The following is a 25,948-nucleotide window of genomic DNA, read 5'->3' on the forward strand; positions in this document are numbered from 1 at the left end:
CTATCTTTTTTACACGATCTCCAACCCGGCGGGGATTATCGCCATTATGCATGACTATGCAACAACGGCTGGGTAGGTTTCGCCTTCGAATGTCGGGTAATCCTGGATCTCCGGCAGCCTCTTCGGGACATTGCGGAGCTGGGTGGCGATCGCGGGGTCGATTTCGCGGATGATTTCGCTGGCCTTCCGGGGCTTGCCGAGAAGATAACCCTGCAGCTCGTCGCAGCCTGCGTGAGCGAGGAACAGTGCCTGTTCGGTCGTCTCGACACCTTCGGCGACGACCTTCATGCCGAGACCGGTACCCAGGTCGATGATGGTGCGCACGATGATCTGCGCATTGTCGACCAGGTTCAGATTGCTGACGAAACTGCGGTCGATCTTGATCGTGTCGAACGGGTAGCGGCTGAGATAGCTCAGCGACGAATAACCGGTGCCGAAATCGTCGAGCGCGATGTGGAAGCCCATACGCTTGAGGTCGTTGAGGATCTGCACGGCGCGCTTGTCGTCTTCGATCAGCACGCTCTCAGTGATCTCGAGTTCGATCCGGTGCGGATCGGCGCCGGTACGTTTCAGAAGATCGGCAAGATCGGCGACGAAATCCGCGTGGCGGAACTGTAACGGGCTGACATTGATGCTGATATGGCCGTCGAGATCCTCCAGGAGCCGGCAGGCTTCGGCAAGCACCCAGGCACCGAGCCGGATGATCTTGCCGGAGGCCTCGGCGACGGGAATAAAGTCGCCCGGGCTGATCATGCCGCGCTTTGGATGAACCCAGCGCAGCAGCGCCTCGTAACCGATGATGAGGCCGCTTTCCGCCTCGACACGCGGCTGCAGGTAGAGTTCGAATTCATTGCCCTGCAGGGCGATTTCCAGATCGACTTCCAGCGCCCGGCGCTTCTCGATCAGTTCGTTCATGCCTCGCCTGAACATGCGGCAGGCATTCCGGCCGGCGTTCTTGGCATGGTAGAGCGCCACGTCGGCGCAACCGATCAGCGCATCCATGTCCTGCGCATGTTCGGGACACAGTGCGCCGCCGATGCTGACGCTGATATTGACCTGCTCGCCGTGGCCGATATCGATCGGATCGGCCATCGCGGCCAGCAGCCGGTCGCCGAAATTCTCGAGCTCGCCGGTCTCGGACGTGTGGGCGATGATGACGGCGAACTCGTCGCCGCCGAGACGGGCGACGATATTGTCCGGTCCGGCCTCGGCCGCAAGGCGAGCGGCGGTCTCGCGGATCACCGCGTCGCCGGTCTGGTGGCCGTGAATGTCGTTGATGTCCTTGAAGCGGTCTAGATCGACCATCAGGACACCGCAACCCTTGCCATTTCCGGCCTCGGCCACCAGTTCGGTCAGCCGTTCGGAAAACAGCACGCGGTTCGGCAGCCCGGTCAGCGGATCGTGAAGCGCGAGGTAGCGCATGCGGCTCTCCGCCAGCTTGCGTTCCCTGAGATCGACGAGGCAGCCGATACGGGCCTTCTCGCCGCGATAGAGGATGTCGCGGCCGCGCGCCTCGACGGGGATTCCTTCGCCGCTCGCCAGCCTCACGATGATTTCGTGGCTGTTGTCGTCGTTGAGTTTCATCATGTCGGCGACGCGGATCGTCTCGCCGTCATGCAGGAAATCGAAGGCGGAACGGCCGATGATTTCGGCAAGCGGCAGGCCCACCATCTTGCCGAGCTGCTCATTGCCGTCGACGATAACGCCGTCGCGGTGGATCAGGATCGCCTCGAACGTGGCGTTCGCAAGGGCTGCGACCCGCTCCGACTCCTCGTTGTCGCGGCGCAGTTCCATCAGCTCTCCGCGGCTGCGCTCCTCTTCCTCGACATTGTCCATCAGCCGATTGAAGAGGCCGGTCAGCTTTTCGGCCTCGTCGCCCTGCACGACGGGGAGCCGCTTGCGCAGGTCGGCATTGCCGCCGAGAAGATCGGTCAGCGCATCCTCGACATGGCCGACGCCGAGGCGGGTCGCGTGTTCGGCAAGGTTCAGCCCGTCCTCTTCGTCCTTGGCCGAAACGCGGATGCGCATCAGCCGGTCCGCCGCCCAGAAGAAGGCGTAACCGAGCCCGAAGGCCCAGTAGAAATTGACGCCGACGCCGACGAGCTGCACATGCAGCTGCGCCAGCCTGCCGCCGGCTGGAAGCTGATCGACGGGCGCGAGAAGTGCCAGAAGCAGCGTGCCGGTGACGCCGGCAAAGGCATGCACGCCGATTGCGCCAACCGCATCGTCGATCCTGAGTTTTCTCTCGACGAACGCATTGCCGAAGATCGCCACCGCGCCGCCGATCGCGCCGACCATCAGCGCGCTTGCCGGGTCGAGGATATGGCAACCGGCGGTGACCGCCACGAGCCCCCCGAGCATGCCGGAATTCGATTTTTCGGGAAGGATGACGCCATCCTGGTAGAAGCCGATGATGTAACCGACGCAGGTGCCCATGCCGCCGGCCAGCACCGTGTTCATGATGATCGGCGCCACCTGGTCGGAAACGCCGAGCGTCGAGCCGCCGTTGAACCCGATCCAGCCGATAAAGAGCAGCAGCGCGCCGGTGGTCGACAGGACCGGGCTATGACCGGCGATCCTGACCGGCGTGCCGTCCGCATTGAACTTGCCGATGCGGGGACCGATGACCATGCAGGCCGCCAGCGCCACCCAGCCGCCGGTCGAATGGACGACCGTGGAGCCGGCGAAATCGACGAAACCCATCTGCGACAGGAAGGCCGACGCATTCGGGAACAGCGCCGAACCCCAGGCCCAGTGCACGAAGACCGGATAGATCAGCCCCGACATGAACAGCGAACCGAACACATAGGCCGGCAGCTTCATGCGCTCGGCAACGGCGCCCGAGACGATCGTCGCGGCCGTGCCGCAAAACATGACCTGGAAGACGAAAAAGGCCGACTGCCAGCTGTCCAGATCGCGCAGGAAATAGAATTCACTTTGCCTTCCGAACAGGAAACCGTTCGAATGGCCGAAGGCGATCATGAACCCGATCGCCGCGAAGGCGACGACGCCGAAGACGAAATCGAGAAGGTTCTTCTGCGCCACGTTGATCGAGTTCTTCGATCGTACCATGCCGGCTTCGAGCAGAAGGAAGCCGACCTGCATCATCATCACCAGTCCGGCGGCGACGAGCACCCATGTCATGTCCAGCCGGGAATTGCGCGAAAGGAGATCATCCGCGAAGGCAAGGCCCGGAACCAGGCCGCAGGAAAGCCCGGAGCCGATAAAAAGCATAAAATATGACCAGCGAGATCGCATCAAAGGTCGACCGCAGAAAAGACATCGGAACAGATGCCTCAAGCTATCGCTAATGATTTAATTTTGAGTGTGACTCACAATTTTTGCGATCACAAGGCCGAACGCATGTCACGCGGAGCGCGACTTCTCCCCATCGGAAAACAGTGACGGACCATTCTGGTCGATGATCTGCTGCGCCTTGCGGACGGTATATTCGACCGCATCGTCCAGGGAGGTAAAGACGTCGGCGCGGACGAAATTGCGCACCAGCGTCTCGCCGTTGACGTCCTTCTCGATTCGTCCCGCCAGCCGGAACTGCGAGCCTTCCCGGATCGGCGCCGGATGGATGATGCAGCCCTCATGCTCGACAGGCTTGACGGAAGCAGCTGGTGCTTCGGCAGCTTTGCCGCCACCGGAGAACATCGAGAATATGTTTGACAGAAACGAAGCCATGGCGGCTGCCTATCATATTCCTGCCCGGGCCGGAAGCGGGGCACCCAAGGAAAAGTCGCGCTCGAACGTCTGATGTCCATCCGCACGCTTCAGGAGCCGTCCGCATGAAATGGAAGATCGCCGCAGCATTCCCCCTCGCCCTCGCCGCCGCCCTATGGATCGGCAATACCTCCCTCTTCTCCCGCTTCCCGGACGATAGGCCGCTCAGGATCATCGCCCATCGCGGCCAGCACCAGCTTTTCGACACCTCCGATGTGGAAAACGACACCTGCACCGCGAGCCTGATGCTGCCGCCGACGCATGCCTTTCTGGAGAACACCATTGCGGGCATGAAGGCCGCCTTTGATGCCGGCGCCGACGTGGTCGAACTCGACGTGCATCTGACGCCTGACAAGCAGTTCGCCGTCTTCCACGACTGGACGCTCGATTGCCGCACCGAGGGCAAGGGCGTTACCGAACAGCCCCCGATGTCCGTCCTGAAGTCGCTCGACATCGGCTACGGTTACACGGCCGATGGGGGTAAGACCTTTCCGTTCCGGGGCCACGGCAAGGGCCTGATGCCGACCCTGCCGGAGGTTTTTGACGCCCTGCCGGACGGCCGTTTCCTGATCAATTTCAAGAGCCGCCGCGCCGAGGAAGGCGAAGCGCTTGCTGCCCTGTTCAACAGCCAGCCGTCCGCCCGCGCAGCGACATTCGGCGTCTATGGCGGCAACGAGCCGACCGAAAAGGCGGTCGGCTCGGTCGCAGGCCTTCCGGGCTATTCGAACCGCACGGCGAAATCCTGCCTTCTCACCTATCTGGCCCTCGGCTGGAGCGGCCATGTGCCGGAAGCCTGCCGCAAAACGCTCGTGCCCGTGCCGATCAACTATGCGTTCCTCCTCTGGGGCTGGCCGGAGCGTTTCTACGACCGGATGCGGGCGGCCGGATCGGATGTGGTGCTGATCGGTCCGTTCGAGGCCGGCGACGCCGGATCGTCCGGCATAGACGACCGGGAGACCTGGGACATGGTGCCATCAGGCTTTCCGGGCCTCGTCTGGACCAACGTGATCGAGAAGACCCGGCCCGAGGCGGAGCGCCGCGGCTTCTGCGCCCTGCCCGCCCGGCCGCTGATCTGCGGCTAGGCCGACGATCTGCGGCCGATAGACTTCCCGTCGTCACGAACCGTGCCTATCATCAGCTCTCGGTTCGGAGGGAGCGCCGGATGCGGAGGAGATTCTTGTCATGGCGGGCGATCATTTATGTCTGCGCGATCCTGGTCGCCGCCTTCGGAGTGCACTTGATGTCCGGCCCGCGCATGCCCGCTGACGGTTTCCCCGCCTTCGACAAAGCCAGCCTCGGCGTGGACATCGACGCCTATCTCGCCGCCGGCGAAAGCCGCTATCCGGACATCCGGCCGGGGGCTGCCAAACGCATCGTCTGGGCCGATCCGGCGACGAAGGCAAAAACGCCCTTCGCCGTCGTCTACCTGCACGGCTTCTCGGCTTCGGCCGAGGAGATCCGCCCCCTGCCCGACCGCGTCGCGGCAGCGCTCGGCGCCAATCTCTATTTCACCCGGCTTGCCGGCCATGGCCGCAGCGGCGATGCCATGGGCGAGCCAGGCCTCGAAGACTGGCTGGCGGATTTTTCCGAAAGTCTGGCGATCGGCGAAGCGCTCGGCACCCAGGTGATCGTCATCGGCACCTCGACCGGCGCCTCGCTTGCGACGCTGGCGCTGGCCGATCCGAGGATCGCTTCCCGCATCTCGGCCGCCGTCTTCGTGTCGCCGAACTACGGCATCAACAGTTTCGGCGCCTTCCTTCTGACGACGCCAGTCGCGCCGCAGCTTTCAAGGCTGCTGCTTGGCGAAAGCCGCGGCTTCACGGCCTACAACGACCGCCACGCCGCCCACTGGACGACCCGGTATCCGACAAGCGCGCTGCTGCCGATGGCGGCGCTGGTCAAACTCTCGGTCGAGAGCCCAGCCGAGCAGATCAAGACGCCGGCGCTGTTTCTCTATTCGTCGCTCGATCAGGTCATCCGTCCCGACAAGGTGCGCGAAGTCGCCGGGCGCTGGGGCGGACCTCACGCGCTTTTCGATGTCGGCAAGACCGGCGATCCCGGCAATCATGTGATTGCAGGCGACATCATCTCGCCAGCGACGACCGGGCCGCTTGCCGACCGGACCATCGCCTGGCTCAACGGCATCCTCAAATGACGAGATTCGCCAGGATCTCGTTCTCGGTAATGTCCTGATAACCCATGCCCGCCGCCTCGAACCGTTCGATCAGGCCGGCGAAATTCTCCGGTCTTGCGGTTTCGATGCCGATCAGGATCGAGCCGAAATTGCGGGCCGATTTCTTCAGGTATTCGAAGCGGGCGATATCGTCTTCCGGTCCTAAGAGATTGAGGAAATCGCGCAACGCGCCGGGGCGCTGGGCAAGCCGCAGCACGAAGTATTTCTTGAGACCGGAATAGCGCATGGCGCGTTCCTTGACGTCGGGCAGGCGTTCGAAATCGAAATTGCCGCCCGAGACGACGCAGACCACCGTCTTGCCGCCGAGCTTTTCGCGTCCCAGCCTATCGAGCGCGGTGATCGACAGGGCACCGGCCGGTTCCAGCACGACACCTTCGACGTTCAGCATCTCGGTGATCGTCACGCAGATGGCGTTTTCCGGCACCAGCAGAACCTGATCCGGCGAAAAGCCCTTCAAAGCCTCGAAATTAAGGTCGCCGATCCGCGCCACGGCAGCACCGTCGACGAAATTGTCGAGCTTGGCGAGCGTGACCGGCTCGCCCGCCTCGAGGCTCTTCTTCAGGCTCGGCGCGCCTTCAGGCTCGGTGAAGAGAAAGTCTTCCCGCTTGACGATGTCCTTCAGGTAGCCGGTCGTGCCCGACGAAAGGCCGCCGCCGCCGACCGGCAGGATGACCAGATCGGGCGTCACGCCTTCCGGCAGTTGTTCGAGCAGCTCGGCCGCGACGGTCGCCTGGCCTTCGATGATGTCGGCGTCATCGAAGGGCGGCACCATGACGCCGCCGATCTCTTCCACATGGGCGCGGGCCGCCGCATAGCACTGGTCGAAAATGTCGCCGATCAGCCGGATGGTGATGAACTGGCCGCCGAACATCCGGGTCTTGTCGATCTTCTGCTGCGGCGTCGTCACCGGCATGAAGACCACGCCCGGCACTTCGAAATGGCGGCAGACGAAGGCAAAACCCTGCGCGTGATTGCCGGCCGAGGCGCAGACAAAGGTCTTGCCCTTGGCGCCTGACGCGATCGCCTTGCGCAGGAAGTTGAAGGCGCCGCGGATCTTGTAGGAGCGGACCGGCGACAGGTCCTCGCGTTTCAGCCAGATCTCGGCGCCGTAGCGGCGGCTCAGGTGCTCGTTCATCTGCAGCGGCGTCTCGGGGAAAATCTCCCGCATCGCCACCCTGGCTTCGTCCACGCCTGCTTTGGTCACGCCCGCCTTGGTCACATCGGTCATCCATTGAATTTCAAGAATGGTCCCGCTATGCCATAGGCTTACGGCTGAGACAAAGCTTCTTTCAGTTGCCGCGAACTTCGGGACAACCCTTTTTGAACGCCAATCTTCTCCAGTCGGTCATCTACATGACGGCGCTCTGCGCGCTCTACCTGTCGCTCGCCATGTTCCTGCCGGCGATGGTGGACCTTTATTACGGGCACCGCGACTGGCAGGTTTTCGCGATGTCCGGCTTCATGGTCGGGGGGCTTGCGGCGGCAGCGGCGCTGGCGACCCATGGCCCACCGCCGGTCTTCAACAAGCGGCTGGGTTTCCTGCTGGTCAACGTGTTGTGGGCGATGTTTTCTGTAGTGGGCGCGATCCCGCTCTTCCTTGCGGAACACGAACTCTCGTTTGCACAAGCGCTGTTCGAGTCGATCTCCGGCATCACCACCACCGGTTCGACGGTGATCGTCGGGCTGGACACCATGCCGCCCGGCATCCTGCTCTGGCGTTCGCTGCTCACCTGGCTCGGCGGCATCGGCATCGTCGGTCTCGGCCTGTTCGTCCTGCCGTTCCTGAAAGTCGGCGGCGCCTCGATCTTCAAGCTTGAATCGTCGGAGACCAACGACAAACCGTTCGCCCGGCTTGCGAGCTTCACCCGGGCCTTCCTGATCGTCTACGTGCTGCTGACGCTTGCCTGCACCGTCGCATATGATCTCGCCGGCATGGACCATTTCGATGCGCTGAACCATGCGATGTCGACGATCGCCACGGCCGGTTTCTCGACCCACGATATGTCGTTTGGCTATTTCGACAACAACGGGCTTCTGGTTGTGGGTACTATCTTTCTGGCGATCTGCAGCCTGCCGTTTTCGGTGCTGATCCTGCTCGCCGTCCGCGGGCGGCTGGATACGCTGCGCGATCCGCAAATCCTGGTTTTCCTCGGTTATCTCTGCCTCATCTCGATCGTCGTTGCCGTCTACCACCACCTGAGAAATGGCGTCGAACTGGACGACGCGCTGATCCATTCGTTCTTCAACATCACCTCGATCCTGTCGACCGGTGGCTTTGCGAGCGACGACTATACGCTCTGGGGACCGTTCGTGGTGCTCGTCGCCTTCTTCGCCACCTTCGTGGGCGGCTGCTCAGGTTCGACGGCCGGCGGCATCAAGGCCTATCGTTTCGTGGTGATGGTCAACGTCATCCGCGCCGGGCTGAACAAGCTCATCTATCCGAATGCGATCTATCCCGTGCGTTACGGCAGCCTGACGGTGGATGCCGAGACGCAGCGTGCGGTCTTCCTGTTCGTCAGCCTCTACATTTTCCTCTGGGTCGTCGGCAGCGTCGGCATGGCGCTGTTGGGCTACGACGTCCTGACCGCCACGTCCTCGGTCATCACCGCGCTGTCGAACGTCGGTCCCGGCATCGGCCCGATCGTCGGCCCCGTCGGCAACTTTTCCACGATCAGCGATCCGGCGCTCTATCTCCTGTCGCTGATGATGCTGCTCGGGCGTCTCGAAATCCTGACCGTGCTGGTCCTGCTGACGCCGGTTTTCTGGCGGCACTAGCCCGGCACGCGCAGGAATTCGACCGGCCCGCCCGGTTCGTCGTCGTCGAAGACGGCGCAGGTCAGTTCGCCGCCGAACACGCAGCCGCTGTCGATATTGGTGCGGTTGCCGATCGTCTGCGGATTGCCGGGAAGCGGCGTGTGGCCGTGGCAGAGATGCCGGCCCCAGAATTCTCCGTCCTCGTCGCTCGCAAATCGCTTCCAGATCAGGTCGCGCTCCCGCTGCCCATCGAGCGGCAGCGTCTCGTCGACGCCGGCATGCACGAAGATCCGGCGCTCGTCGACATGGATCAGCGGACGATGCGCGCACCATGACAGCACCTGAGGCGGCACGTAGCCGTCGAAGGAGACCATCGTCTCGCGGCCGCCATTGTCGAGCCAGGTGATCTCGTCGTGCCCGCGGTTCTGATGCGCGCGGACCATCATGTCCTCATGATTGCCCTTGAGCGCCATCCACCGCCACCCTTCCTTGCGCGGCCCCGCCATGACAAGGTCGAGCACGCCCCTGCTCTTCGGCCCACGATCGATATAATCGCCAATGAACACCACGTGCCCGGAAGGCGCATGGTCCTCCACATGCCCGAGCAGTTCCTTCAACTGCGCCAGGCAGCCGTGGATATCGCCAATGGCAAAGGTAAAGCCCAAAGCACGCCTCCATCAAAATGGATATCAAACGGTCTTCATCGAAAACGGTTGCAGGCAGGGTCTGGTTTGGTGCGGACGGCGGGGATCGAACCCGCATGACCAAAGGCCGAGAGATTTTAAGTCTCTTGCGTCTACCAGTTTCGCCACGTCCGCATGGGCGTCCTGTTTCTTGAAGTTGCGGGGCGTCGTCAAGCACCCAAATCGCGGAAGCGGTTCGCCTGTCACGAAAAAGCGTGAAAGGTCGGATGAGCGCAAGGCCGGCCCGCCCCTTGGCGGTCGCGCCGGTCGCAGAAAAATACCGACGTCTATTCTTGACAGATCAGTCCGGAATTTCTATCTGCAGATCATGGCACGGCAAAAGGAATTCGAGCGGGACACGGTGTTGAAGCGGGCGATCGGGGTTTTTTCCGATCACGGCTTCGAGGGCACGTCCACGGATGCGCTCCTGAAGGCCATGGGGATCAGCCGCCAGAGCATGTACGACACGTTCGGCGACAAGTGGGCACTCTATCTGGAGGCCCTGCAACGCTATGTCACCGAAAGCGTCGCCTCCCAGGTCGCGGTTCTCAACGGAAAAGCCTCTCCGATCAAAGGCGTGGAGGCGCTTCTGGAGAATATGATTCAAACCGCGCTCATAAACCCTGCACCCGCGTGCCTTGGCATCAGCGCGGTCTGCGAATTCGGCCATTCGGAGCGCGAGGTGACGCTGGTGACGGAGATTTCCGGCCGCGCCCTGCTCTCAGCCCTCGAGACACGCATTTCCGAAGCGGTCGGCACCGGCGAGGCGCCCGAGGAGCTCGTACCCGCCGAAGCCGCACAATTCATCCTCGCGACGCTCACCGGCATCAAGGTTGCCGCACGCGCCGGAGCTTCCTCCCAGATCCTCCAGGGCATAGCCCGGACCGCGCTTCGAAGCCTTCGCTGAAGGACATGTCTCCCACATCGTTTTCGCATGCCAAATTCTAGACTGATCGATCCAATAAAGAAGGAAGTTTCCATGCCATCCTCCCTCTCGTATTCTCTCGCCGGCAAGGTCGCGCTCGTCACCGGCGGCTCGCGCGGCATTGGTGCTGCAACCGTCCGCCGCCTCTCGAAAGACGGCGCGGCGGTCGCCTTCACCTATTCCGCTTCCGGGGAACAGGCGGCAAAGCTTGCGGCCGAAATCGAGTCGGCCGGCGGCAGGGTGCTGGCGATCCAGGCCGACAGCGCCGATGTCGACGCGGTCAGGGCGGCGGTTGCGGAAACCGCGAACGCCTTCGGCAGGCTCGACATCCTGGTCAACAATGCCGGCATTCTCGTGCGGGGCCTGGTCGACGACTACGATCTTGCCACGTTTGACCGGATGTTCGACGTCAATGTCCGCGCGGCGTTCGTGGCGATCCAGGCCGCCCTGCCGCATATGCAGTCGGGCGGCCGCATCATCACCACCGGCAGCGTGACTGCGGAGCGGAGCGGCTTTCCCGGCTCTTCCGTCTACAGCATGACCAAGGGCGCGATCGCCTCGATGACCCGCGGCCTCGCCCGCGATCTTGGTCCCCGCGGCATCACCGTCAACGCAATCCAGCCGGGGCCGACGGCGACCGACATGAATTCCAGCGAGGAAAGCCGTGCCCTCACCAAACCGCTGATGGCGATCGGCCGCGTGGGCGAGGACTATGAGGTCGCGAGCCTGGTCGCCTATCTCGCCAGCCCCGAATCGAGCTTCATCACCGGATCGGCGCTCACCATCGACGGCGGCTACCTCGCATGACGTAAAAGGGCGCGGAGATTTCTCGCCGCGCCCTTTCATTCATTCATCTCAATTCAATCAGGCAGCGAGCTTGGCGGCCAGCTTGGCAACGTGGGCGCCCTGGAATTTTGCGCCTTCGAGTTCGATCTCGGAAGGCTGGCGCGAACCGTCGCCGTTGGTGATCGTGCTGGCGCCGTAGGGCGAACCGCCCTTGACTTCTTCGGTGCCCATCTGGCCTGCGAAGGCGTAGGGCAGGCCGGCGACCGCCATGCCCTGGTGCAGGAAGGTCGGGATGAAGCCGAGAATGGTCGATTCCTGGCCGCCGTGCTGGGTGGCGGACGAGGTGAACATCGAGCCGAGCTTGCCGACCAGCTTGCCCTGCGCCCACAGGCCGCCGGTCTGATCCCAGAAATTGCGCATCTGCGAAGCGACCGTGCCGAACCGGGTGCCGGCGCCGACGATGATCGCGTCGTATTCGGTCAGTTCCTCGACGGTCGCGACTGGGGCCTGCTGGTCCATCTTGTAGTAGGAAGCCTTTGCGACCTCGTCCGGAACCAGTTCCGGAACGCGCTTGACCGTCACGTCGGCGCCCGCCGACTTCGCGCCTTCCGCAACGGCATAGGCCATCTTCTCGATGTGGCCGTAAGCGGAATAATAAAGCACGAGAACCTTTGCCATGATCTTCTCCATTCAATCTCTGATGTGTGAACAAGGCCGTCTGCGGCCAGAACCAGGCCCAGATGTAACGGCTTCACAGCTTGGCGACAGCCCCTGTCGGGTCTACGCACTGTTCAGCATTCGGAGACGATATTTCGCTTGCGGATCATAAATTCGTAACAGACGCGGTTTCTGCAGCCGTCACCACAAAATCGCTTCTGCCTCGAAAAATTTGGGCTTAGGAGTGTGGCACTTACGGAGGAATATCCATGTCTGACGCGTCGCAACCATCCTTAATCGTCACCGCCGCCATGCTCGCCATCGGCGACGAACTTTTGTCCGGCCGGACCAAGGACAAGAATATCGGCCATCTCGCCGATCTGCTGACGCTTTCTGGCATCGACCTCAAGGAAGTGCGGATCGTCGCCGACGAGGAGGATGCGATCGTCGAGGCGCTGAATGCGCTGCGCGCGCGCTACGACTACGTCTTCACCTCGGGCGGCATCGGGCCTACCCATGACGACATCACCGCCGATGCGATCTCGAAAGCCTTCGGCGTGCCCTGCATCCATGATCCCGATGCGATGAAGCTGCTCGCCGACATGTACAAGCGCCGGGAAATGGAATTCACCGAGGCACGCCAGCGCATGGCCCGCATGCCTGAGGGCTCCAGGCATATCCCGAACCCCGTCTCGACCGCGCCTGGCTTCATCATCGGCAACGTCTATGTGATGGCCGGCGTGCCTCAGGTCTTTCAGGCGATGGTCGATAACGTGCTGCCGATGCTGCGTTCCGGCGCAAAAATGCTGTCGCGGGCGCTGCCCTGCCCCTATGGCGAAGGCGATATCGGCACGCTGCTGTCGGCCGTGCAGAAGGCGCATCCCGAGACCAGCATCGGCTCCTATCCGAAATATGACGGGCAGCGGTTCTCGACCGAAATCGTCGTGCGCGCCCGCGATCCGCAGGTTCTGGATGCGGCAGCTCAAGCCGTGGCGGAGATGATCGCCAGCATCGACCGAGCCAAGATCGCCACCAATCCGACAGCCGATGCCTGACCCGCGTCACTCTGTCTCTCATTGCCGGCGGTGCGCTCCTTGACCGGGATCAAGGTGCGACACACGTATTTATCAGACACTGGTTTCCAATCCCGCGGAACCAGTTGATGAGGAGATACAGCCATGGCCTACAAGACCATTCTCGCCGTTCTCGACACCCCTCAAAACGCCAGGCAGATCACTGATTTCGGCATCGCGCTCGCCGAACGGTTTTCCGCGCACCTGATCGGCGTGCATGCCGAAACGCTCGCCGCCGTGCCGCTGATCGCGCCGATGGAAATTCCCGATCCCGCCGCCGTGCAGATCCTCCAGGACGCTGCGCAGAAGGAAACGGCGGAAGTCGAGCGGATCTTCAGGGCACAATCGGCCCGCGAGGGCCTTTCCATCGAATGGCGCAGCTTCATGTCGTCGGCCGGTTACGGCTCCCATTCGGTGATGGATACCGCCCATGCCGTCGATCTGATCGTCGCCAGCCAGAGCGACCCCGCCCATGCCGATCACCGCGCCGATCTGGAAACCTTCCTCTTCGACAGCGGCCGGCCGATGCTGCTCATCCCCTACACGATGAAGGTGCCGCAACCGATCAAGCGAGTGATGATCGCCTGGAACGGTTCGCGGGAGGCGGCGCGGGCGACCTTCGATTCGATGCCGTTCCTCAAAGGTGCCGATAGCGTCGAGGTGTTTTGCGTCGATCCGGGCGACCGCGGCGGCCAGACGCCGGAAATGGCAGGGGCCGAGATCGCTGCCACCCTTGCCCGGCACGGTATCAACGTGACACTGTCGACGCAGGGAAAGAGCGGCCTCACCGCGGCAGCGGCGATCGAGAACCACCTCTCGGAGGGCAGCGTCGACCTGCTGGTGATGGGCGGTTACGGCCACGCGCGCTGGTGGGAAATGCTGTTTGGCGGCGTCACCCGCACCCTGCTTGATTCGATGACCGCACTGACTTTGCTTTCCCGCTGACAAATCCTTGCGTCAACGGGCGAATTGCCGCTATTAGCGAGAGCCAACAATATGCTTTCGCTAATGGTGGCCAGCCTCATGTCTCTTCCCGAAAAAGCCTTCCCCGTTTCCTGGGACCAGTTCCACCGCGACGCCCGCGCGCTTGCCTGGCGTCTCGCCGGCCTTGGCCGGGACTTCCGCGCCATCGTCTGTATCACCCGCGGCGGCCTGGTGCCGGCGGCGATCATTTCCCGCGAACTCAATATCCGCCTCATCGAGACGGTCTGCATCGCCTCCTACCATGACTACGTCAACCAGGGCGAAATGAACCTGCTCAAGGGAATCACGCCTGAACTAATGGTCGACGAAGGCGCCGGCGTCCTGGTCATCGACGACCTGACCGATACCGGCAAGACGGCATCGGAAGTGCGCACCATGCTGCCGAAGGCGCATTTCGCCTGCGTCTACGCAAAACCCACCGGCGTGCCGACCATCGACACTTTTGTGACCGAGGTCAGCCAGGACACCTGGATCTATTTCCCCTGGGACATGGGCTTCACCTACCAGGAGCCGATCGCCAAGGGCGCCAAGGGCTGATTCTTTCCAGCCCCCTTCCAAAAATCTCGGTCCTTGTCACCAGCCCGCGCAGTTAAAAACCGGCGCGGGCTCGTCTATTAGTGGTAGGTGCAAATTCGCAATACGTCTCAATATGGTACGGGCGGTCTTCAAAACCGCGCTGAAGCGGGCTTCTCGTAGGGTGCGGCGCTCACGAAATATTTCCGGCCCTTCTTGCGCAAGCTTCAAGCCATCCTCGCAACTGCCTGAGATTCCTCGCCTATTTCTCCGTCCCCGTTATCCACAGCTAAGAACCACAATATCTTGTGGTTACAAAAGCGTTGCAATCTACGCCTTGACGAATCTCTCGGCTCGTTCGACAGTGTCCCTTACGTTGCGGCGGCGACTGGACCGGAATTAACGAGGCCGGTTCTTCTTCGAGTTTGACGGGAAAAGACCATGCAGTCCGGCCATGAGGGACGGGCTGCTAGCAGGGTCTCCGTGCGTCTCGATTTTCCGCTCCGGAACAACGGTTGGGACTGGCGGAAAGATTCTGTTAATACTATATGTAGTAGTGTTGCAGCCGTTATCACCACAACATACAGGTTGGCATCGAAAGATGATTCACCTGGGGATCGGAAACATTCAACCGGCTGCGCGCGTCGAACGTGTGGGCTGGAGCGGCACATCTGCGCTCTTCAATCGGGCGCCAACTGACGAGGGATTTAAGGCAATGCGCATCGAACGTCGTTTCACCAAGCCAGCCACAGGCGCTTACGGGGAAATCGAATTCCGCAAGGGGATCAGCGAGATCCGCAATCCGGACGGCTCGATCGTCTTCCGGCTGGCCGATATCGACGTACCGGCGCAGTTCTCCCAGGTCGCGACCGACGTTCTGGCGCAGAAGTATTTCCGCAAGGCCGGCGTTCCCAAGGTCCTGAAAAAGGTCGAAGAGAATGACGTCCCCTCCTTCCTGTGGCGCTCTGTAGCTGACACGGAAGCGATGAAGGCGCTGCCGAAGGAAGAGCAGTACGGTTCCGAAACCGATGCGCGCCAGGTGTTTTCGCGCCTTGCCGGCACCTGGACCTACTGGGGCTGGAAGGGCGGCTACTTCACCTCTGAAGAAGACGCGGCAGCCTTCATGGACGAGCTCGCCTATATGCTCGCCACCCAGCGCGTCGCCCCGAATTCCCCGCAGTGGTTCAACACCGGCCTGCACTGGGCCTATGGCATCGACGGCCCCGGCCAGGGCCATTTCTACGTCGATCCCTTCACCGGCAAGCTCACCAAGTCCAAGTCGGCCTATGAGCATCCGCAGCCGCATGCCTGCTTCATCCAGTCGGTCGAGGACGATCTCGTCAACGAAGGCGGCATCATGGACCTTTGGGTCCGCGAGGCGCGCCTGTTCAAATACGGCTCCGGCACCGGCTCCAACTTCTCGATGCTGCGCGGCGAAGGCGAAAAGCTCTCCGGCGGCGGCCGTTCTTCCGGCCTGATGAGCTTCCTCAAGATCGGCGACCGTGCTGCCGGCGCCATCAAGTCGGGCGGCACGACGCGCCGCGCCGCCAAGATGGTCGTCGTCGATATCGACCATCCGGATATCGAGGAATACATCAACTGGAAGGTCAAGGAAGAGCAGAAGGTGGCGGCCCTCGTCACCGGCTCCAAGATCGTCTCCAAGCACTTGAAGGCCATCATGAAGGCCTGCCTCAACTGCGAAGGCGGTTCCGGCGACGATTGCTTCGACCCGCTCAAGAACCCGGCCCTGAAGCGCGAGATCAAGGCCGCCAAGAAGGACCAGGTTCCGGAAAACTACGTCGGCCGCGTCATCCAGTTCGCCCGCCAGGGCTACAAGGACCTGGAATTCAAGACCTATGACACGGACTGGGATTCGGAAGCCTATCTCACCGTCTCCGGCCAGAACTCCAACAACTCCGTTTCGCTGAAAGACGACTTTTTGCGCGCCGTCGCGCAGGATGGGGACTGGAACCTCACCGCCCGCAAGGACGGAAGGGTGATGAAGACGCTGAAGGCCAAGGACCTCTGGGAACAGATCTCCTACGCCGCCTGGGCGTCCGCCGATCCGGGCATCCATTTCAACTCGACGATGAACGACTGGCACACGTCGCCGGCCGGCGGCCCGATCCGCGGCTCGAACCCGTGCTCGGAATACATGTTCCTCGACGACACGGCCTGCAACCTTGCCTCCATGAACCTGCTGCAGTTCAAGGACAAGACGACCGCCCGCATCAACATCGCCGATTACGAACACGCGACGCGCCTGTGGACCGTCGTCCTCGAAATCTCGGTAATGATGGCGCAGTTCCCGTCGCGCCAGATCGCCGAACTTTCCTACCAGTATCGCACGCTCGGCCTAGGCTACGCCAATATCGGCGGCCTCCTGATGTCGACCGGCATCGCCTATGACTCTCCGGAAGGCCGCGCCATCGCCGGCTCGCTGACCGCGATCATGACCGGCATTTCCTATGCCACCTCGGCGGAAATGGCCTCGGAGCTCGGCCCGTTCCCGAACTACGCCCCGAACCGCGACAGCATGCTGCGGGTCATCCGCAACCATCGCCGCGCCGCTCACGGCGAAACCTCCGGCTATGAGCAGCTGTCGGTCAACCCGGTGGCGCTGATCCATTCGGAAAACCCGGACCAGGATCTCGTCGCCCATGCCAAGGCCGCCTGGGACAAGGCGCTGGCGCTTGGCGAACAGCACGGCTACCGCAACGCGCAGGTCTCGGTCATCGCCCCGACCGGCACGATCGGCCTTGTCATGGATTGCGACACGACCGGCATCGAGCCCGATTTCGCGCTTGTCAAGTTCAAGAAGCTCGCCGGCGGGGGTTACTGGAAGATCATCAACGGCGCCGTGCCGGAAGCCCTGCGTACGCTCGGTTACACCGAAAGTCAGATCGCCGAGATCGAGGCCTATGCCGTCGGCCATGGCAACCTCAACCAGGCGCCCGGCATCAACCCCGGCTCGCTGAAGGCCAAGGGCTTCACCGATGAGAAGATCGAAGCGATCAACGGCGCCACCAAGGCTGCCTTCGACATCAAGTTCGTCTTCAACCAGTGGACGCTGGGTGCCGACTTCCTGAAGAACACGCTCAAGGTTTCCGACGAACAGCTCGCCGACATGAGCTTCAACCTGCTCGAACATATCGGCTTCTCCAAGAAGGACATCGAAGCCGCCAACATCCATGTCTGCGGTGCGATGACGCTGGAAGGCGCGCCCTTCCTCAAGAACGAGCACCTGCCGGTCTTCGATTGCGCCAATCCCTGCGGCAAGATCGGCAAGCGTTACCTCTCGGTCGAAAGCCATATCCGGATGATGGCGGCCGCCCAGCCGTTCATCTCGGGGGCGATCTCCAAGACGATCAACATGCCGAATGACGCAACCGTCGAGGATTGCGGCTCCGCCTACATGCTGTCCTGGAAGCTTGGCCTCAAGGCCAACGCCCTTTACCGCGACGGCTCGAAGCTTTCGCAGCCGCTCAACTCGTCGCTGATCGACGAGGACGATGGCGAAGACGCCGTCGAGGAACTGCTGGCCCAGCCGGCAGCCGCCCAGGCCGTGACGATCACCGAAAAGATCGTCGAGCGGATCATCGAAAAGGTCGTCCGCAGCCAGGAAAAGCTGCCCGGCCGCCGCAAGGGTTATACCCAGAAGGCGAAGATCGGCGGTCACACCATCTTCCTGCGCACCGGCGAATACGATGACGGCCGTCTCGGCGAAATCTTCCTCGACATGAACAAGGAAGGTTCGGCGCTGCGCGCCTTCATCAACAACTTCGCGATCTCCGTCTCGCTCGGCCTGCAGTATGGCGTGCCGCTCGAGGAATATGTCGATGCGTTCACCTTCACCAAGTTCGAACCGGCCGGCATCGTCACGGGCAATGACGCGATCAAGAACGCCACGTCCATCCTCGACTACGTGTTCCGCGAACTGGCTATCTCCTATCTTGGCCGCCATGACCTCGCGCATGTCGATACGTCGGACTTCTCCAACACCGCGCTCGGCCGCGGCGTCTCGGAAGGCAAGGCGGACGTGGTCTCCAAGGGCCTGACCCGCGGCTACAAGCCGACCCTCGTCTCCGGCACCGGCACCGGCGGCGATCGCCCGGCTGCCGAGATCAAGGGGGCAGCCACTGCCGCCCCTGCCCGTGCTTCCTCCGGCACCAACGTCACCGCCTTTGCCGGTGCCGCCGCCCGCAAGCTGGAACCGACCGTCGCCATCTCGACGTCCGAAATCGTCTCCTTCAAGCGGGACTACGAGGAGCGCGCCAAGGAACTCGCCGAAGAGATCGTCGAGGAACTGGCCGAAGAACAGGCCGCCACCACCGCCCTCTTCTCCGACAAGGCCGCCGACGAGGCAGCCGCGGCTAAGACCGAAGCCAAGAAGGTCGAAAACGAACGCCGCATGCGCTCCATTGCTCAGGGCTATACGGGCAACATGTGCGGCGAGTGCCAGAACTTCACCATGGTCCGCAACGGGACCTGCGAGAAGTGCGACACTTGCGGTGCGACGAGCGGGTGCAGCTGATTAATGCAGAGATAAGTAGTGTAGCCTCTTTTCCACAACCCAGGTTGAGATAAGCTGATCCCCACGGTGATTGAGTTCACCGCGGGGATTTGTCTGTGGAGAAGAAAATGAAATGTCGATGCCAGGCTGGCCGTGGCGGGAAAGCAGCTTCGAAATAGCACAAGAGAACTACTGGAAACCCGTAGTCAACCATGCTAGATTTTGAATGGGATGAACAAAAGGCGGCGCTGAACCTCGCCAAACATGGCGTCAGCCTTACTGACGCCTCCGCGGTTTTTAAAGACCCATTCGCCTTCGATACCGAAGACAGATCGATGGATTACGGTGAGATCAGACGACGCATCATCGGACTCGGCAATGGTCGCTTCCTGACTGTCATCTATACCGAGCGCGGTGAAACGATCCGGCTCATATCAGCCAGAAAAGCAACGCCGGCGGAGCGTCGGGAGTATGAAGATGCCAGATGGTAAAAAACAACAGTCGAACTGGGCTCGCTTTGACGCCATGAGCGATGATGAAGCGGAAGCCAATGCGCGCGCGGACCCGGACAACCCACCTATGACGAGCGAGCAGATCCGCTCCGCTCCCCGCATGCCGCAGGTCAAGGTCATCCGACGCGCGCTCGGCCTGACACAGGAAGAGTTTTCCGGCCGCTACCAGATTCCGCTCGGGACGTTGCGCGACTGGGAGCAAGGCCGATCCGAACCGGACCAACCGGCAAAGGCATATCTGAAGGTGATTGCGGTCGACCCAGAAGGCACGGCCAAGGCGGTAGCGAAAGGCGCTGCATAGTCATAGCTGCAACTGCAGGCAACGGACGCCTTATCTCCCCCTTGCTGGAGAGAATGGAATTTCAACATCATAGTGCCACGGGAGAGGTACCCCCGGGCCTCTCGTCAAAGCGATCAGGCGCGGTCAGACGAGTCATGTGACCGCCCCCTTGAGACCAAGGTCCCCGGCCCCCACCCGACCTTGGTCCCGAAGGCCGGATCATTGGTCCTAATCCCATGGATTTACTGAGGGCCCTGCGCCAGACTGACGCGACGTGTGGAAAGCCATGAAGCGCGAAGCGTCTGTCGGCTTCGCGCGGCAAATGGAGGAGATCTGTGAAGATGAACAAGGTCCTCAAGAACGGCATCGTCGTCCTGGCGCTCGCTGCAGTGTCCGTCAGCGGAGGCATAACCGGATTTTCCGAGCCCGTCTTCGCCAAGGGCGGTAATGGCGGCGGCGGCAATGGCGGTGGAAACGGCGGCGGCAATGGTGCAGGTCGAGACAATGTCTCAAACCACGGCGCCTCGAACCGTGGTCATTCCGGCAAGAGCCGCGCGACATCGGCGCATGTCGGCTCCGGCAAGGAGCGGACGAAGAAGGACATAGGCCGGCAGGCCTCCAAAGCGACGCCTGTGCAGAAAGCCAAGCCGCCGGCCTCGAAACTGGCAGGCCTCAACTCCCTGAAGCGTAATTATCACGCCTATCTCAACACCAGCGATCCGCGGATGGCTTCGCTTTCGGCCTATGTGTCGGCCTATGCGCAATACGAACTGACGAATGGCATCGAGCCTGCGGTCACGGATCCCGAACTCGGCGAAGCCGCATTGCGCGATGCGTTGCAGGATTTCGCGGGCGCCCCGGTGAGCGACGAGGCCTTCGGATGGGCGCAGGACGAGCTTGGCGTGGGGCCGGCGGTCGGCAAGATCGATCAGGTCCGCGACCAACTCGACCCGGACGCGGCTCTCTGAGAGCTACCATCGAAACCGGCAGCGCCGTACGCCTCCCGGCATACGGCGCTTTGAAGATTGCCTAACCGCGACAATAGCCTCTCCAGGTCCGATGGATCTGGAGAGTTTGCGGTCCTAGAACTTGTAGTTCACGCCTGCCTTGAGCGTCTGGTCGCGCACGTCGGTCCGCGCGCTGGCGCCGCCCGACGAGCTTCTGACGTCGTTGGTCATGGTGTAATTATATTCGAAGCGGGCCGACAGGTTGTCGGTGAGCTTCTGCTCGACGCCGGCGCCCAGGACCCAGCCCGGCTTCCAGCCGTCCGGACCGGAGGTGCCGTTCTTGCCGCCGAAGCTGGTGAGCGCGACGCCGGCGGTGCCGTAGACGAGCGTCTGGTTCAAGCCGACGCCGGCCTTGGCCTTGGCGGCGACGCGGCCCTTTTCGGTGATCTTGCCGCTCGGGACGCGGCTTTCCGTGTTGCCGAGATGCGAGGCTTCGATTTCACCGCCGACGACGCCCGAATCGAGGTCCATGTTGTAGCCGCCGTGAACGCCGAGAACGAGGCCCTTGTCGCCCTCGAACGGGTTCAGCTTGCGGGATGCCATGCCGAGATCGGCACCGACATAGGCGCCGCCCCAGCCAGCCTTCGGCGCGCCGGCAGGCTCGTTATAGGTCGGCGGTTCGGAATAGGGGGTGAGGTCGGCAGCCCAGAGGGGCGTGGCAGCGAATGCGGCAAAGATCGCCAGGGCGAAGGGCTTCTTGTTCATGGTTGGCTTACTCCGTACAGCACCTGCATCTCAAACACATGCAGGAGGTTACTCAAAAGGTTACGCATCGCGCGGCAGTCACGGTCATCCCACCCAAGCCCCTCAGGCCCGGACCGCCGGCAGATATCCATTCATTTTTCACGAATTCATAAACACTTCCTTAACCCGGCAACCATCGGCGCCCCGTAACCGATCAACAAGTGTAACAGGTTCGGGAGCAGGCTCTCGGCACCGGCGCCGAGGGTGAAGCGGAACTGCCACGAACGGGCTCTATACGGGCGCATCGCAGCTGGATCCTCGGGTTAAGCCCGAGGGCGAGGCAAACGAGAAGTGTGTCCAATGACGACGTCCATTTGCACCTCCTCAATCCGTTGCAGCCGCGAGAATTTGGCCACCGTTGCGTTCCTGAACGATGACAGCCCGTTTCTGGCCGGATTTTCCCGAAGCGATCGGCAGGCTTTGCGCCTTGCCGTTCCAGAGCCCGAGATGCGTCAGTTCGCGCACCACATGCGCGTGCGGCAAGGTCTCGCCGGCATTTTCGCCGCGGGCGACCGGAACCTGCACGAGGCCTGCATCATAACGAACCAGCCAGATGTCCGCGCCAGATGCGGGCCTGCCGCCGTCATCGATCGTGGCGGTATTACCCTTCAAGTTGACGGCGGGTCCGGCAAGCGGCTTTTCAGCGGCGATCAGGCCCCGAAGCTCACCGAAATTCTGTCCGACCGTCGAGGTGCGCCCGTTGATGACCATCTGCGGCGTGAACGGGCTCGACTGGCCGAGCGCCGGTTCGTAAGTGACCTGACGCTGGGTGAATTCCTCCCTGCCGAAAATGTCCTTCCAGCCAAGATAGTCCCAATAGGTCACGGCGAAGCTGAGCGCCAGAATGTTGGGATCGTTGCTCAGCTTAACCAGATTGGCATTTGCGGGCGGACAGGACGAGCAGCCCTGGCTGGTGAACAGCTCGACCACGACCGGATTTTGCGCGCCGGCCGAAGCGGATGCGGCGCCCATAAGGCTCATGGACGCGGCAGCGATAACGATACGAAACGAATTGTGGTTGTTCACGGGGATGCTCCTTGCAGCATGGCCATAGCAGCTTCATTCGCGGTGAGCAGCACCCCGGTTACAGGCTCACCGTTTAGTGACCCTTCCCGTTCGATCGACCCGGTTCCGATCCAAAAGGAGGGAGAGCATCGAAACGCGGACGCGCCCGGCGGGACCAGGCCGTCGGCATGAAAAATCCCGAAACGATCCGGGAGCAGGAACCAATAGCGAGCTGGCGTGTTGAGGCAACGCAATTCGACAACAAACCGTTATCTTTCAGGAGGTTCACCATGGGACGCGGCATTCTGCTCTGGCTTCTCGGCATCCCACTGCCAATCGTCATCCTGCTCGTTCTCTTCATGCGTTGAGGAGACGAACATGCCCATTTCATCCACAGGCTCCGCGGTCGCAACTCCGGTGGAGTCGTCAAAATCTGCGATCGCATGGGGGCCGATCATCGGCGGCGCGGTCGCCGCCATCGGCATCAGCCTCATCCTCATTCTTTTCGGTTCCGGTCTCGGCCTCACCATGATCTCTCCCTGGTCGGGTGAAAGCAGCTCGGCCGCGACCGTCGGCATCAGCGCGGCGATCTGGCTGGTGGTGGTGCAATGGCTGTCGGCAGGGCTCGGCGGATATCTGACCGGTCGGCTGCGCACCAAATGGGCCGCAGTCCACACCGACGAGGTGTTCTTCCGCGATACCGCCCACGGCTTCGTATCCTGGGCCGTGGCTACGGTCTTCGTCGCGGGCTTCCTTGCTTCGTCGCTCGGTTCGCTGGCCGGCGCCGGCGCTCAGGCGGTCGGTTCGGCGGCAGCGACTGCCGGCGTCGCGGGTTCGGCGGCGGCAGCAGCCTCCTCGGATAATTCGTCCTCGGGCGGCACCGACATGGCAACCTCCTACTTCACCGATGCGCTCCTGCGTCCACAGCAGGCCCAGGCCCGAGCCCAGAACGACAATACGGCCGCAACCGCGGAAGTGTCGCGCATTCTTCTCAACGGTGCCCTCCAAGGCAGCGTGCCGGAAGACGACAAGGCTTATCTGGCAACCATCGTCGCGGCCCGCACCGGCCTTTCGCCGCAGGACGCCCGTGCCCGCGTCGATGCGGTCCTGAAGCGGATCGAGGATGCCAAGGTCGCCGCCCAGCAGGCCGCGGACGAGGCCCGCAAGGCAGCCGCCACGACCGCGCTGGTCGGCTCGCTGTCGCTGCTGGTCGGCGCGTTCATCTCCTGTGCCGCTGCCGCCCTCGGCGGTCGCCAGCGGGACGAGGAGGAAGACCTGCTCGTCGCGACGCGCTACTGAACGCCACGATGATGATCGAGCGGCCATGCGAAAGCGTGGCCGCTCTTTTCGCGTCTCAAGGCTTGCCGGCGCGGATATGCAGGAAGATCGGCGCAACGCGGGTATCGGCAACGACCGGTTCTGCCAGCGCCACCTCTTCCGACGCCATCGGCTCGCCAAAGGCCTCGATTACCAGCCCGGCCTCTAATATCATTGACACCCAGGTGGTCAGCGTCCGATGGAACCGCGGCACCGAAAACGGCGTCAGCCCGGCCCGCTCCTCGGCGGGGATGTCCGAAAACAGCCAGCGCTCGATCCGCCCGTCGCTCTCGTCGAAATAGTCGGCGATCTGCACAGCCACGGCCTCGCCCGTCTCGTCGCGGATGTTCTTGCGGGTCGGCGGCACGAAGCAGGGATGCAGGATCGAGAACTGCAGGAAACCGCCGGGCTTCAGCACGCGGCAGACGCCCTTCAGCACCTCACGCTGGTCGGCCATGTCCATCATCGACATGAAGGCGGTGACGAAATCGAAGCTCTCGTCCGGGAAGTCGATCCCCTGCCCGTCGCCGAGCACATAGGCGATGCCGAGCGGATCGGCAGCCTCGGTCTCGCGGGCATAGCGGATGAAGGTCGGGGCGATGTCGAGGCCGGTCATCTCGGCCCCGAGCCGGGCGACTTCGCGGGTATTGGTGCCCTCGCCGCAGCCGAGATCGAGGCCCTTCAATCCGGCAACCGGCGGCAACATCTCGAGAAAGGCCGGCGTGTTCAACGCATCCCGATATTTGTCGTAACCGGCCCGCGAATAGATCGTCCAGGTCTCGGCATTGCTCTCCCAGTGGGCGCCGACATCCGTCGCATCCATGCTCGTCTCCTCTCAATCCTCGGTTGGGCGGCGAGCTATATCCGCGACGGATGACAATGGGAAGACGTCGGAGGGACGGACAAGGAAAAAGCCTCCCGGCGGCACAAGCCGCCGGAAGGCACTCTCGGGGAACCGGTCCTTGCGGGTCAGAAACCCGGAAAACGGTTGCGGTGGAAGCGCGACACCTCTTCGCGAAAGCCGATATCGCGCAGCAGTCGCTCGTCTAGCATGTGCGCTGCCTCGAGCTTCGCCCGGCTGCGCTCCTCATCGGCATCATTCGACACGAAGGGCGGATTGAGCCAGCGGCCGGAAATCACGGCGATGGCGCCAAGCAGTGTCGTTGCGGGCATTCTCCTCCCTCCCCGGTCAGGCGGCAGCCGCCGGCAGGCAGGCGTCGCAGATCGCCTGGAGATGCCGGTGATCGGTGCCGCAGCAGCCGCCGAGCACCCGCATCGCCGGATGGCTTTGGCGCAGCCTCCGGTAACGGGCGCCAAGATCGCGCGGATCGCCGATATCAAGCTCCGTCGACTCGTCGAGTTCCTGGTGGCTCTTGGGCGACGCGTTGGCGCGAATGCCCGCGATCCGCTTCACCCAGGCTTCGCCGCGGACAAGCACATCCTCGAAATGGCTCGGATGGGCGCAGTTGACCATGTAATAGGCCGCGTAACCGTCCGTCGCCGCATCGGTCTCCTCGATCGCCGCCTGCAGCGTCTTGCCGTTGACGAGCCTGCCGTCGGTTTCGACCGTGAAGGAAACGACGCAGGGCATGCCGGCACGTTTCGAGGCGCGGACGATGCCGACTGCCTCGCCGACATTGTTCATGGTGATCGCCGAGATCATGTCGGCCTCGCTGTCGGCAAAGGCCTCGGCCTGGAAGGCGTGATAATCCTCGGCCGCCAAGGGCTCCATGTTGCCGTCCTTGTAGCCGTCGCCGCGCGGTCCGATGACGCCGTTGAGGACGATCGGAGAGCCCGGCCGTTCCCAAACCTGGCGGAGCTTGGCGATATAGTCGACTGCACGGATGTTGACGGCCCGCAGTGCCGCGCGGTCGTAACCGAGCTGCGGCCCCCAATCGGCATTCGCCCGCCAGGTCGGCGTGTCGAGGATGAAGCCGAGGCCCCGCTCATGTGCGATCGCCAGGTAGGCCTCGTAATATTCGGTCAGTTCCTCGCGGCCCTTTGCGTCGTCAAGAAGCGGAAAGGCGGCGAAGGCCGGAAGATCGATGCCGCGCAGGAAGACCAGCGTCGTCTCGAGCCCGCCGTCGGAAAGGAAGTCGCCGCGTTTGAGCTGCGGCAGGTCATGGCGATACTTGGCCATCATCTGTCTCCTGTGGTAAAACATGGCAAGCGGGTCCCGGCTTTGCTCGCGGCCGCTCTGGGAATGACCGATTTTTCGCAGATTTCAGTGCAGAGCTTCTAGTAAGCTTACGGTACAGCCGGGCATATTTTT

24 protein-coding genes and 1 tRNA gene are annotated in these 25,948 nt (G+C 62.5%); 14 read left to right on the top strand and 11 right to left on the bottom strand.

Annotated features, from left to right (window positions below; translation table 11 throughout):
• Nucleotides 1–54 precede the first annotated feature (54 nt).
• Together amt and PMI07_RS30020 are read right to left on the bottom strand one after the other, a co-directional pair.
• On the bottom strand, nt 55–3,234 hold the full coding sequence (gene amt, locus PMI07_RS30015; protein WP_007761147.1) for an ammonium transporter: 3,180 nt from the start codon (nt 3,232–3,234) through the stop codon (nt 55–57).
• Between the two features lie 132 nt (nt 3,235–3,366).
• Nucleotides 3,367–3,690: an HlyU family transcriptional regulator gene (locus PMI07_RS30020; RefSeq protein ID WP_007761150.1), complete on the bottom strand. Its 324-nt coding sequence runs from the start codon at nt 3,688–3,690 to the stop codon at nt 3,367–3,369.
• A 104-nt stretch (nt 3,691–3,794) separates the two neighbouring features.
• Between PMI07_RS30020 and PMI07_RS30025 the strand changes: the two genes are divergently transcribed.
• Together PMI07_RS30025 and PMI07_RS30030 are read left to right on the top strand one after the other, a co-directional pair.
• Nucleotides 3,795–4,811: a glycerophosphodiester phosphodiesterase family protein gene (locus tag PMI07_RS30025; RefSeq protein WP_024164283.1), complete on the top strand. Its 1,017-nt coding sequence runs from the start codon at nt 3,795–3,797 to the stop codon at nt 4,809–4,811.
• 80 nt (nt 4,812–4,891) lie between these two features.
• Nucleotides 4,892–5,884 carry an alpha/beta fold hydrolase gene (locus PMI07_RS30030; protein ID WP_007754181.1) on the top strand — a complete coding sequence of 331 codons (993 nt, stop codon included), beginning with the start codon at nt 4,892–4,894 and terminating at the stop codon, nt 5,882–5,884.
• Here PMI07_RS30030 and ilvA read toward each other — a convergent pair.
• A complete protein-coding gene (ilvA, locus tag PMI07_RS30035) occupies nt 5,877–7,127 on the bottom strand; it encodes a threonine ammonia-lyase (RefSeq protein WP_037088722.1) in 1,251 nt (416 codons plus the stop codon). The genes PMI07_RS30030 and ilvA overlap by 8 nt on opposite strands.
• Nucleotides 7,128–7,243: 116 nt before the next feature.
• Between ilvA and PMI07_RS30040 the strand changes: the two genes are divergently transcribed.
• On the top strand, nt 7,244–8,698 hold the full coding sequence (locus tag PMI07_RS30040) for a TrkH family potassium uptake protein (protein ID WP_024164285.1): 1,455 nt from the start codon (nt 7,244–7,246) through the stop codon (nt 8,696–8,698).
• On the opposite strand, the gene PMI07_RS30045 is transcribed toward PMI07_RS30040, so the two are convergent.
• A complete protein-coding gene (locus PMI07_RS30045; protein ID WP_024164286.1) occupies nt 8,695–9,342 on the bottom strand; it encodes a metallophosphoesterase family protein in 648 nt (215 codons plus the stop codon). The genes PMI07_RS30040 and PMI07_RS30045 overlap by 4 nt on opposite strands.
• A gap of 67 nt (nt 9,343–9,409) precedes the next feature.
• Nucleotides 9,410–9,495, bottom strand: a tRNA-Leu gene (locus PMI07_RS30050).
• Nucleotides 9,496–9,688: 193 nt separating this feature from the next.
• On the opposite strand from PMI07_RS30050, the gene PMI07_RS30055 reads away from it, so the two are divergent.
• Both PMI07_RS30055 and PMI07_RS30060 read left to right on the top strand, forming a co-directional pair.
• Nucleotides 9,689–10,267, top strand: a complete 579-nt coding sequence (locus tag PMI07_RS30055) for a TetR/AcrR family transcriptional regulator (RefSeq protein ID WP_007765431.1) — start codon at nt 9,689–9,691, stop codon at nt 10,265–10,267.
• 72 nt (nt 10,268–10,339) lie between these two features.
• Nucleotides 10,340–11,092 carry a 3-oxoacyl-ACP reductase family protein gene (locus PMI07_RS30060; RefSeq protein ID WP_007765433.1) on the top strand — a complete coding sequence of 251 codons (753 nt, stop codon included), beginning with the start codon at nt 10,340–10,342 and terminating at the stop codon, nt 11,090–11,092.
• A 57-nt stretch (nt 11,093–11,149) separates the two neighbouring features.
• Here PMI07_RS30060 and wrbA read toward each other — a convergent pair whose 3' ends face one another.
• A complete protein-coding gene (gene wrbA / locus PMI07_RS30065; RefSeq protein ID WP_024164287.1) occupies nt 11,150–11,749 on the bottom strand; it encodes an NAD(P)H:quinone oxidoreductase type IV in 600 nt (199 codons plus the stop codon).
• A 248-nt stretch (nt 11,750–11,997) separates the two neighbouring features.
• Here wrbA and PMI07_RS30070 point away from each other — a divergent pair, with 248 nt between their 5' ends.
• The 7 genes from PMI07_RS30070 (at nt 11,998) to PMI07_RS30100 (ending at nt 20,571) form a co-directional block, all read left to right on the top strand.
• The gene (locus PMI07_RS30070; RefSeq protein ID WP_024164288.1) at nt 11,998–12,783 is read left to right on the top strand and encodes a competence/damage-inducible protein A; all 786 of its coding nucleotides are present in this window, start codon (nt 11,998–12,000) and stop codon (nt 12,781–12,783) included.
• A gap of 123 nt (nt 12,784–12,906) precedes the next feature.
• Entirely contained in the window at nt 12,907–13,746 is an 840-nt protein-coding gene (locus PMI07_RS30075) for a universal stress protein (protein WP_007764004.1), read from the top strand.
• Between the two features lie 78 nt (nt 13,747–13,824).
• Nucleotides 13,825–14,322: a xanthine phosphoribosyltransferase gene (gene gpt, locus PMI07_RS30080; protein ID WP_037088723.1), complete on the top strand. Its 498-nt coding sequence runs from the start codon at nt 13,825–13,827 to the stop codon at nt 14,320–14,322.
• A gap of 691 nt (nt 14,323–15,013) precedes the next feature.
• Complete coding sequence (locus PMI07_RS30085) at nt 15,014–18,832, top strand: vitamin B12-dependent ribonucleotide reductase (RefSeq protein WP_024164289.1); 3,819 nt, start codon at nt 15,014–15,016, stop codon at nt 18,830–18,832.
• A gap of 191 nt (nt 18,833–19,023) precedes the next feature.
• On the top strand, nt 19,024–19,302 hold the full coding sequence (locus PMI07_RS30090) for a BrnT family toxin (protein ID WP_007772947.1): 279 nt from the start codon (nt 19,024–19,026) through the stop codon (nt 19,300–19,302).
• Nucleotides 19,303–19,336: 34 nt separating this feature from the next.
• Nucleotides 19,337–19,624: a helix-turn-helix domain-containing protein gene (locus tag PMI07_RS30095; protein WP_155956700.1), complete on the top strand. Its 288-nt coding sequence runs from the start codon at nt 19,337–19,339 to the stop codon at nt 19,622–19,624.
• Between the two features lie 320 nt (nt 19,625–19,944).
• Complete coding sequence (locus PMI07_RS30100; protein WP_007772943.1) at nt 19,945–20,571, top strand: hypothetical protein; 627 nt, start codon at nt 19,945–19,947, stop codon at nt 20,569–20,571.
• A 114-nt stretch (nt 20,572–20,685) separates the two neighbouring features.
• On the opposite strand, the gene PMI07_RS30105 is transcribed toward PMI07_RS30100, so the two are convergent.
• Together PMI07_RS30105 and PMI07_RS30110 are read right to left on the bottom strand one after the other, a co-directional pair.
• Nucleotides 20,686–21,315, bottom strand: a complete 630-nt coding sequence (locus PMI07_RS30105) for an outer membrane protein (RefSeq protein ID WP_007772941.1) — start codon at nt 21,313–21,315, stop codon at nt 20,686–20,688.
• Nucleotides 21,316–21,678: 363 nt separating this feature from the next.
• Nucleotides 21,679–22,335, bottom strand: a complete 657-nt coding sequence (locus PMI07_RS30110; RefSeq protein ID WP_155956701.1) for a DUF1223 domain-containing protein — start codon at nt 22,333–22,335, stop codon at nt 21,679–21,681.
• Between the two features lie 212 nt (nt 22,336–22,547).
• Between PMI07_RS30110 and PMI07_RS30115 the strand changes: the two genes are divergently transcribed.
• Nucleotides 22,548–22,727 (top strand): hypothetical protein, encoded by a 180-nt coding sequence (locus PMI07_RS30115; protein ID WP_007772935.1) that lies wholly within the window; start codon nt 22,548–22,550, stop codon nt 22,725–22,727.
• A 10-nt stretch (nt 22,728–22,737) separates the two neighbouring features.
• Entirely contained in the window at nt 22,738–23,658 is a 921-nt protein-coding gene (locus PMI07_RS30120) for a hypothetical protein (RefSeq protein ID WP_024164290.1), read from the top strand.
• 55 nt (nt 23,659–23,713) lie between these two features.
• Here the strand turns inward: PMI07_RS30120 and PMI07_RS30125 are convergent, their stop codons facing one another.
• From PMI07_RS30125 to PMI07_RS30135, 3 genes are all read right to left on the bottom strand, one after another.
• On the bottom strand, nt 23,714–24,499 hold the full coding sequence (locus tag PMI07_RS30125) for a class I SAM-dependent methyltransferase (protein WP_024164291.1): 786 nt from the start codon (nt 24,497–24,499) through the stop codon (nt 23,714–23,716).
• A 146-nt stretch (nt 24,500–24,645) separates the two neighbouring features.
• A complete protein-coding gene (locus tag PMI07_RS30130) occupies nt 24,646–24,849 on the bottom strand; it encodes a hypothetical protein (protein ID WP_007770663.1) in 204 nt (67 codons plus the stop codon).
• Between the two features lie 16 nt (nt 24,850–24,865).
• Entirely contained in the window at nt 24,866–25,816 is a 951-nt protein-coding gene (locus PMI07_RS30135) for a homocysteine S-methyltransferase family protein (protein WP_024164292.1), read from the bottom strand.
• Between the last annotated feature and the right edge of the window lie 132 nt (nt 25,817–25,948).

It is taken from the genome of Rhizobium sp. CF080 (genome assembly GCF_000282095.2).
Lineage (GTDB): Bacteria > Pseudomonadota > Alphaproteobacteria > Rhizobiales > Rhizobiaceae > Neorhizobium.

Coding starts and splice junctions, on each gene's coding strand:
- amt (WP_007761147.1), bottom strand. CDS start 3,234: ATGCTTTTTATCGGCTCCGGGCTTTCCTGCGGCCTGGTTCCGGGCCTT.
- PMI07_RS30020 (WP_007761150.1), bottom strand. CDS start 3,690: ATGGCTTCGTTTCTGTCAAACATATTCTCGATGTTCTCCGGTGGCGGC.
- PMI07_RS30025 (WP_024164283.1), top strand. CDS start 3,795: ATGAAATGGAAGATCGCCGCAGCATTCCCCCTCGCCCTCGCCGCCGCC.
- PMI07_RS30030 (WP_007754181.1), top strand. CDS start 4,892: ATGCGGAGGAGATTCTTGTCATGGCGGGCGATCATTTATGTCTGCGCG.
- PMI07_RS30055 (WP_007765431.1), top strand. CDS start 9,689: ATGGCACGGCAAAAGGAATTCGAGCGGGACACGGTGTTGAAGCGGGCG.
- PMI07_RS30060 (WP_007765433.1), top strand. CDS start 10,340: ATGCCATCCTCCCTCTCGTATTCTCTCGCCGGCAAGGTCGCGCTCGTC.
- wrbA (WP_024164287.1), bottom strand. CDS start 11,749: ATGGCAAAGGTTCTCGTGCTTTATTATTCCGCTTACGGCCACATCGAG.
- PMI07_RS30070 (WP_024164288.1), top strand. CDS start 11,998: ATGTCTGACGCGTCGCAACCATCCTTAATCGTCACCGCCGCCATGCTC.
- PMI07_RS30075 (WP_007764004.1), top strand. CDS start 12,907: ATGGCCTACAAGACCATTCTCGCCGTTCTCGACACCCCTCAAAACGCC.
- gpt (WP_037088723.1), top strand. CDS start 13,825: ATGTCTCTTCCCGAAAAAGCCTTCCCCGTTTCCTGGGACCAGTTCCAC.
- PMI07_RS30085 (WP_024164289.1), top strand. CDS start 15,014: ATGCGCATCGAACGTCGTTTCACCAAGCCAGCCACAGGCGCTTACGGG.
- PMI07_RS30090 (WP_007772947.1), top strand. CDS start 19,024: ATGCTAGATTTTGAATGGGATGAACAAAAGGCGGCGCTGAACCTCGCC.
- PMI07_RS30095 (WP_155956700.1), top strand. CDS start 19,337: ATGAGCGATGATGAAGCGGAAGCCAATGCGCGCGCGGACCCGGACAAC.
- PMI07_RS30100 (WP_007772943.1), top strand. CDS start 19,945: ATGAACAAGGTCCTCAAGAACGGCATCGTCGTCCTGGCGCTCGCTGCA.
- PMI07_RS30105 (WP_007772941.1), bottom strand. CDS start 21,315: ATGAACAAGAAGCCCTTCGCCCTGGCGATCTTTGCCGCATTCGCTGCC.
- PMI07_RS30110 (WP_155956701.1), bottom strand. CDS start 22,335: ATGAGCCTTATGGGCGCCGCATCCGCTTCGGCCGGCGCGCAAAATCCG.
- PMI07_RS30115 (WP_007772935.1), top strand. CDS start 22,548: ATGAAAAATCCCGAAACGATCCGGGAGCAGGAACCAATAGCGAGCTGG.
- PMI07_RS30120 (WP_024164290.1), top strand. CDS start 22,738: ATGCCCATTTCATCCACAGGCTCCGCGGTCGCAACTCCGGTGGAGTCG.
- PMI07_RS30125 (WP_024164291.1), bottom strand. CDS start 24,499: ATGGATGCGACGGATGTCGGCGCCCACTGGGAGAGCAATGCCGAGACC.
- PMI07_RS30130 (WP_007770663.1), bottom strand. CDS start 24,849: ATGCCCGCAACGACACTGCTTGGCGCCATCGCCGTGATTTCCGGCCGC.
- PMI07_RS30135 (WP_024164292.1), bottom strand. CDS start 25,816: ATGGCCAAGTATCGCCATGACCTGCCGCAGCTCAAACGCGGCGACTTC.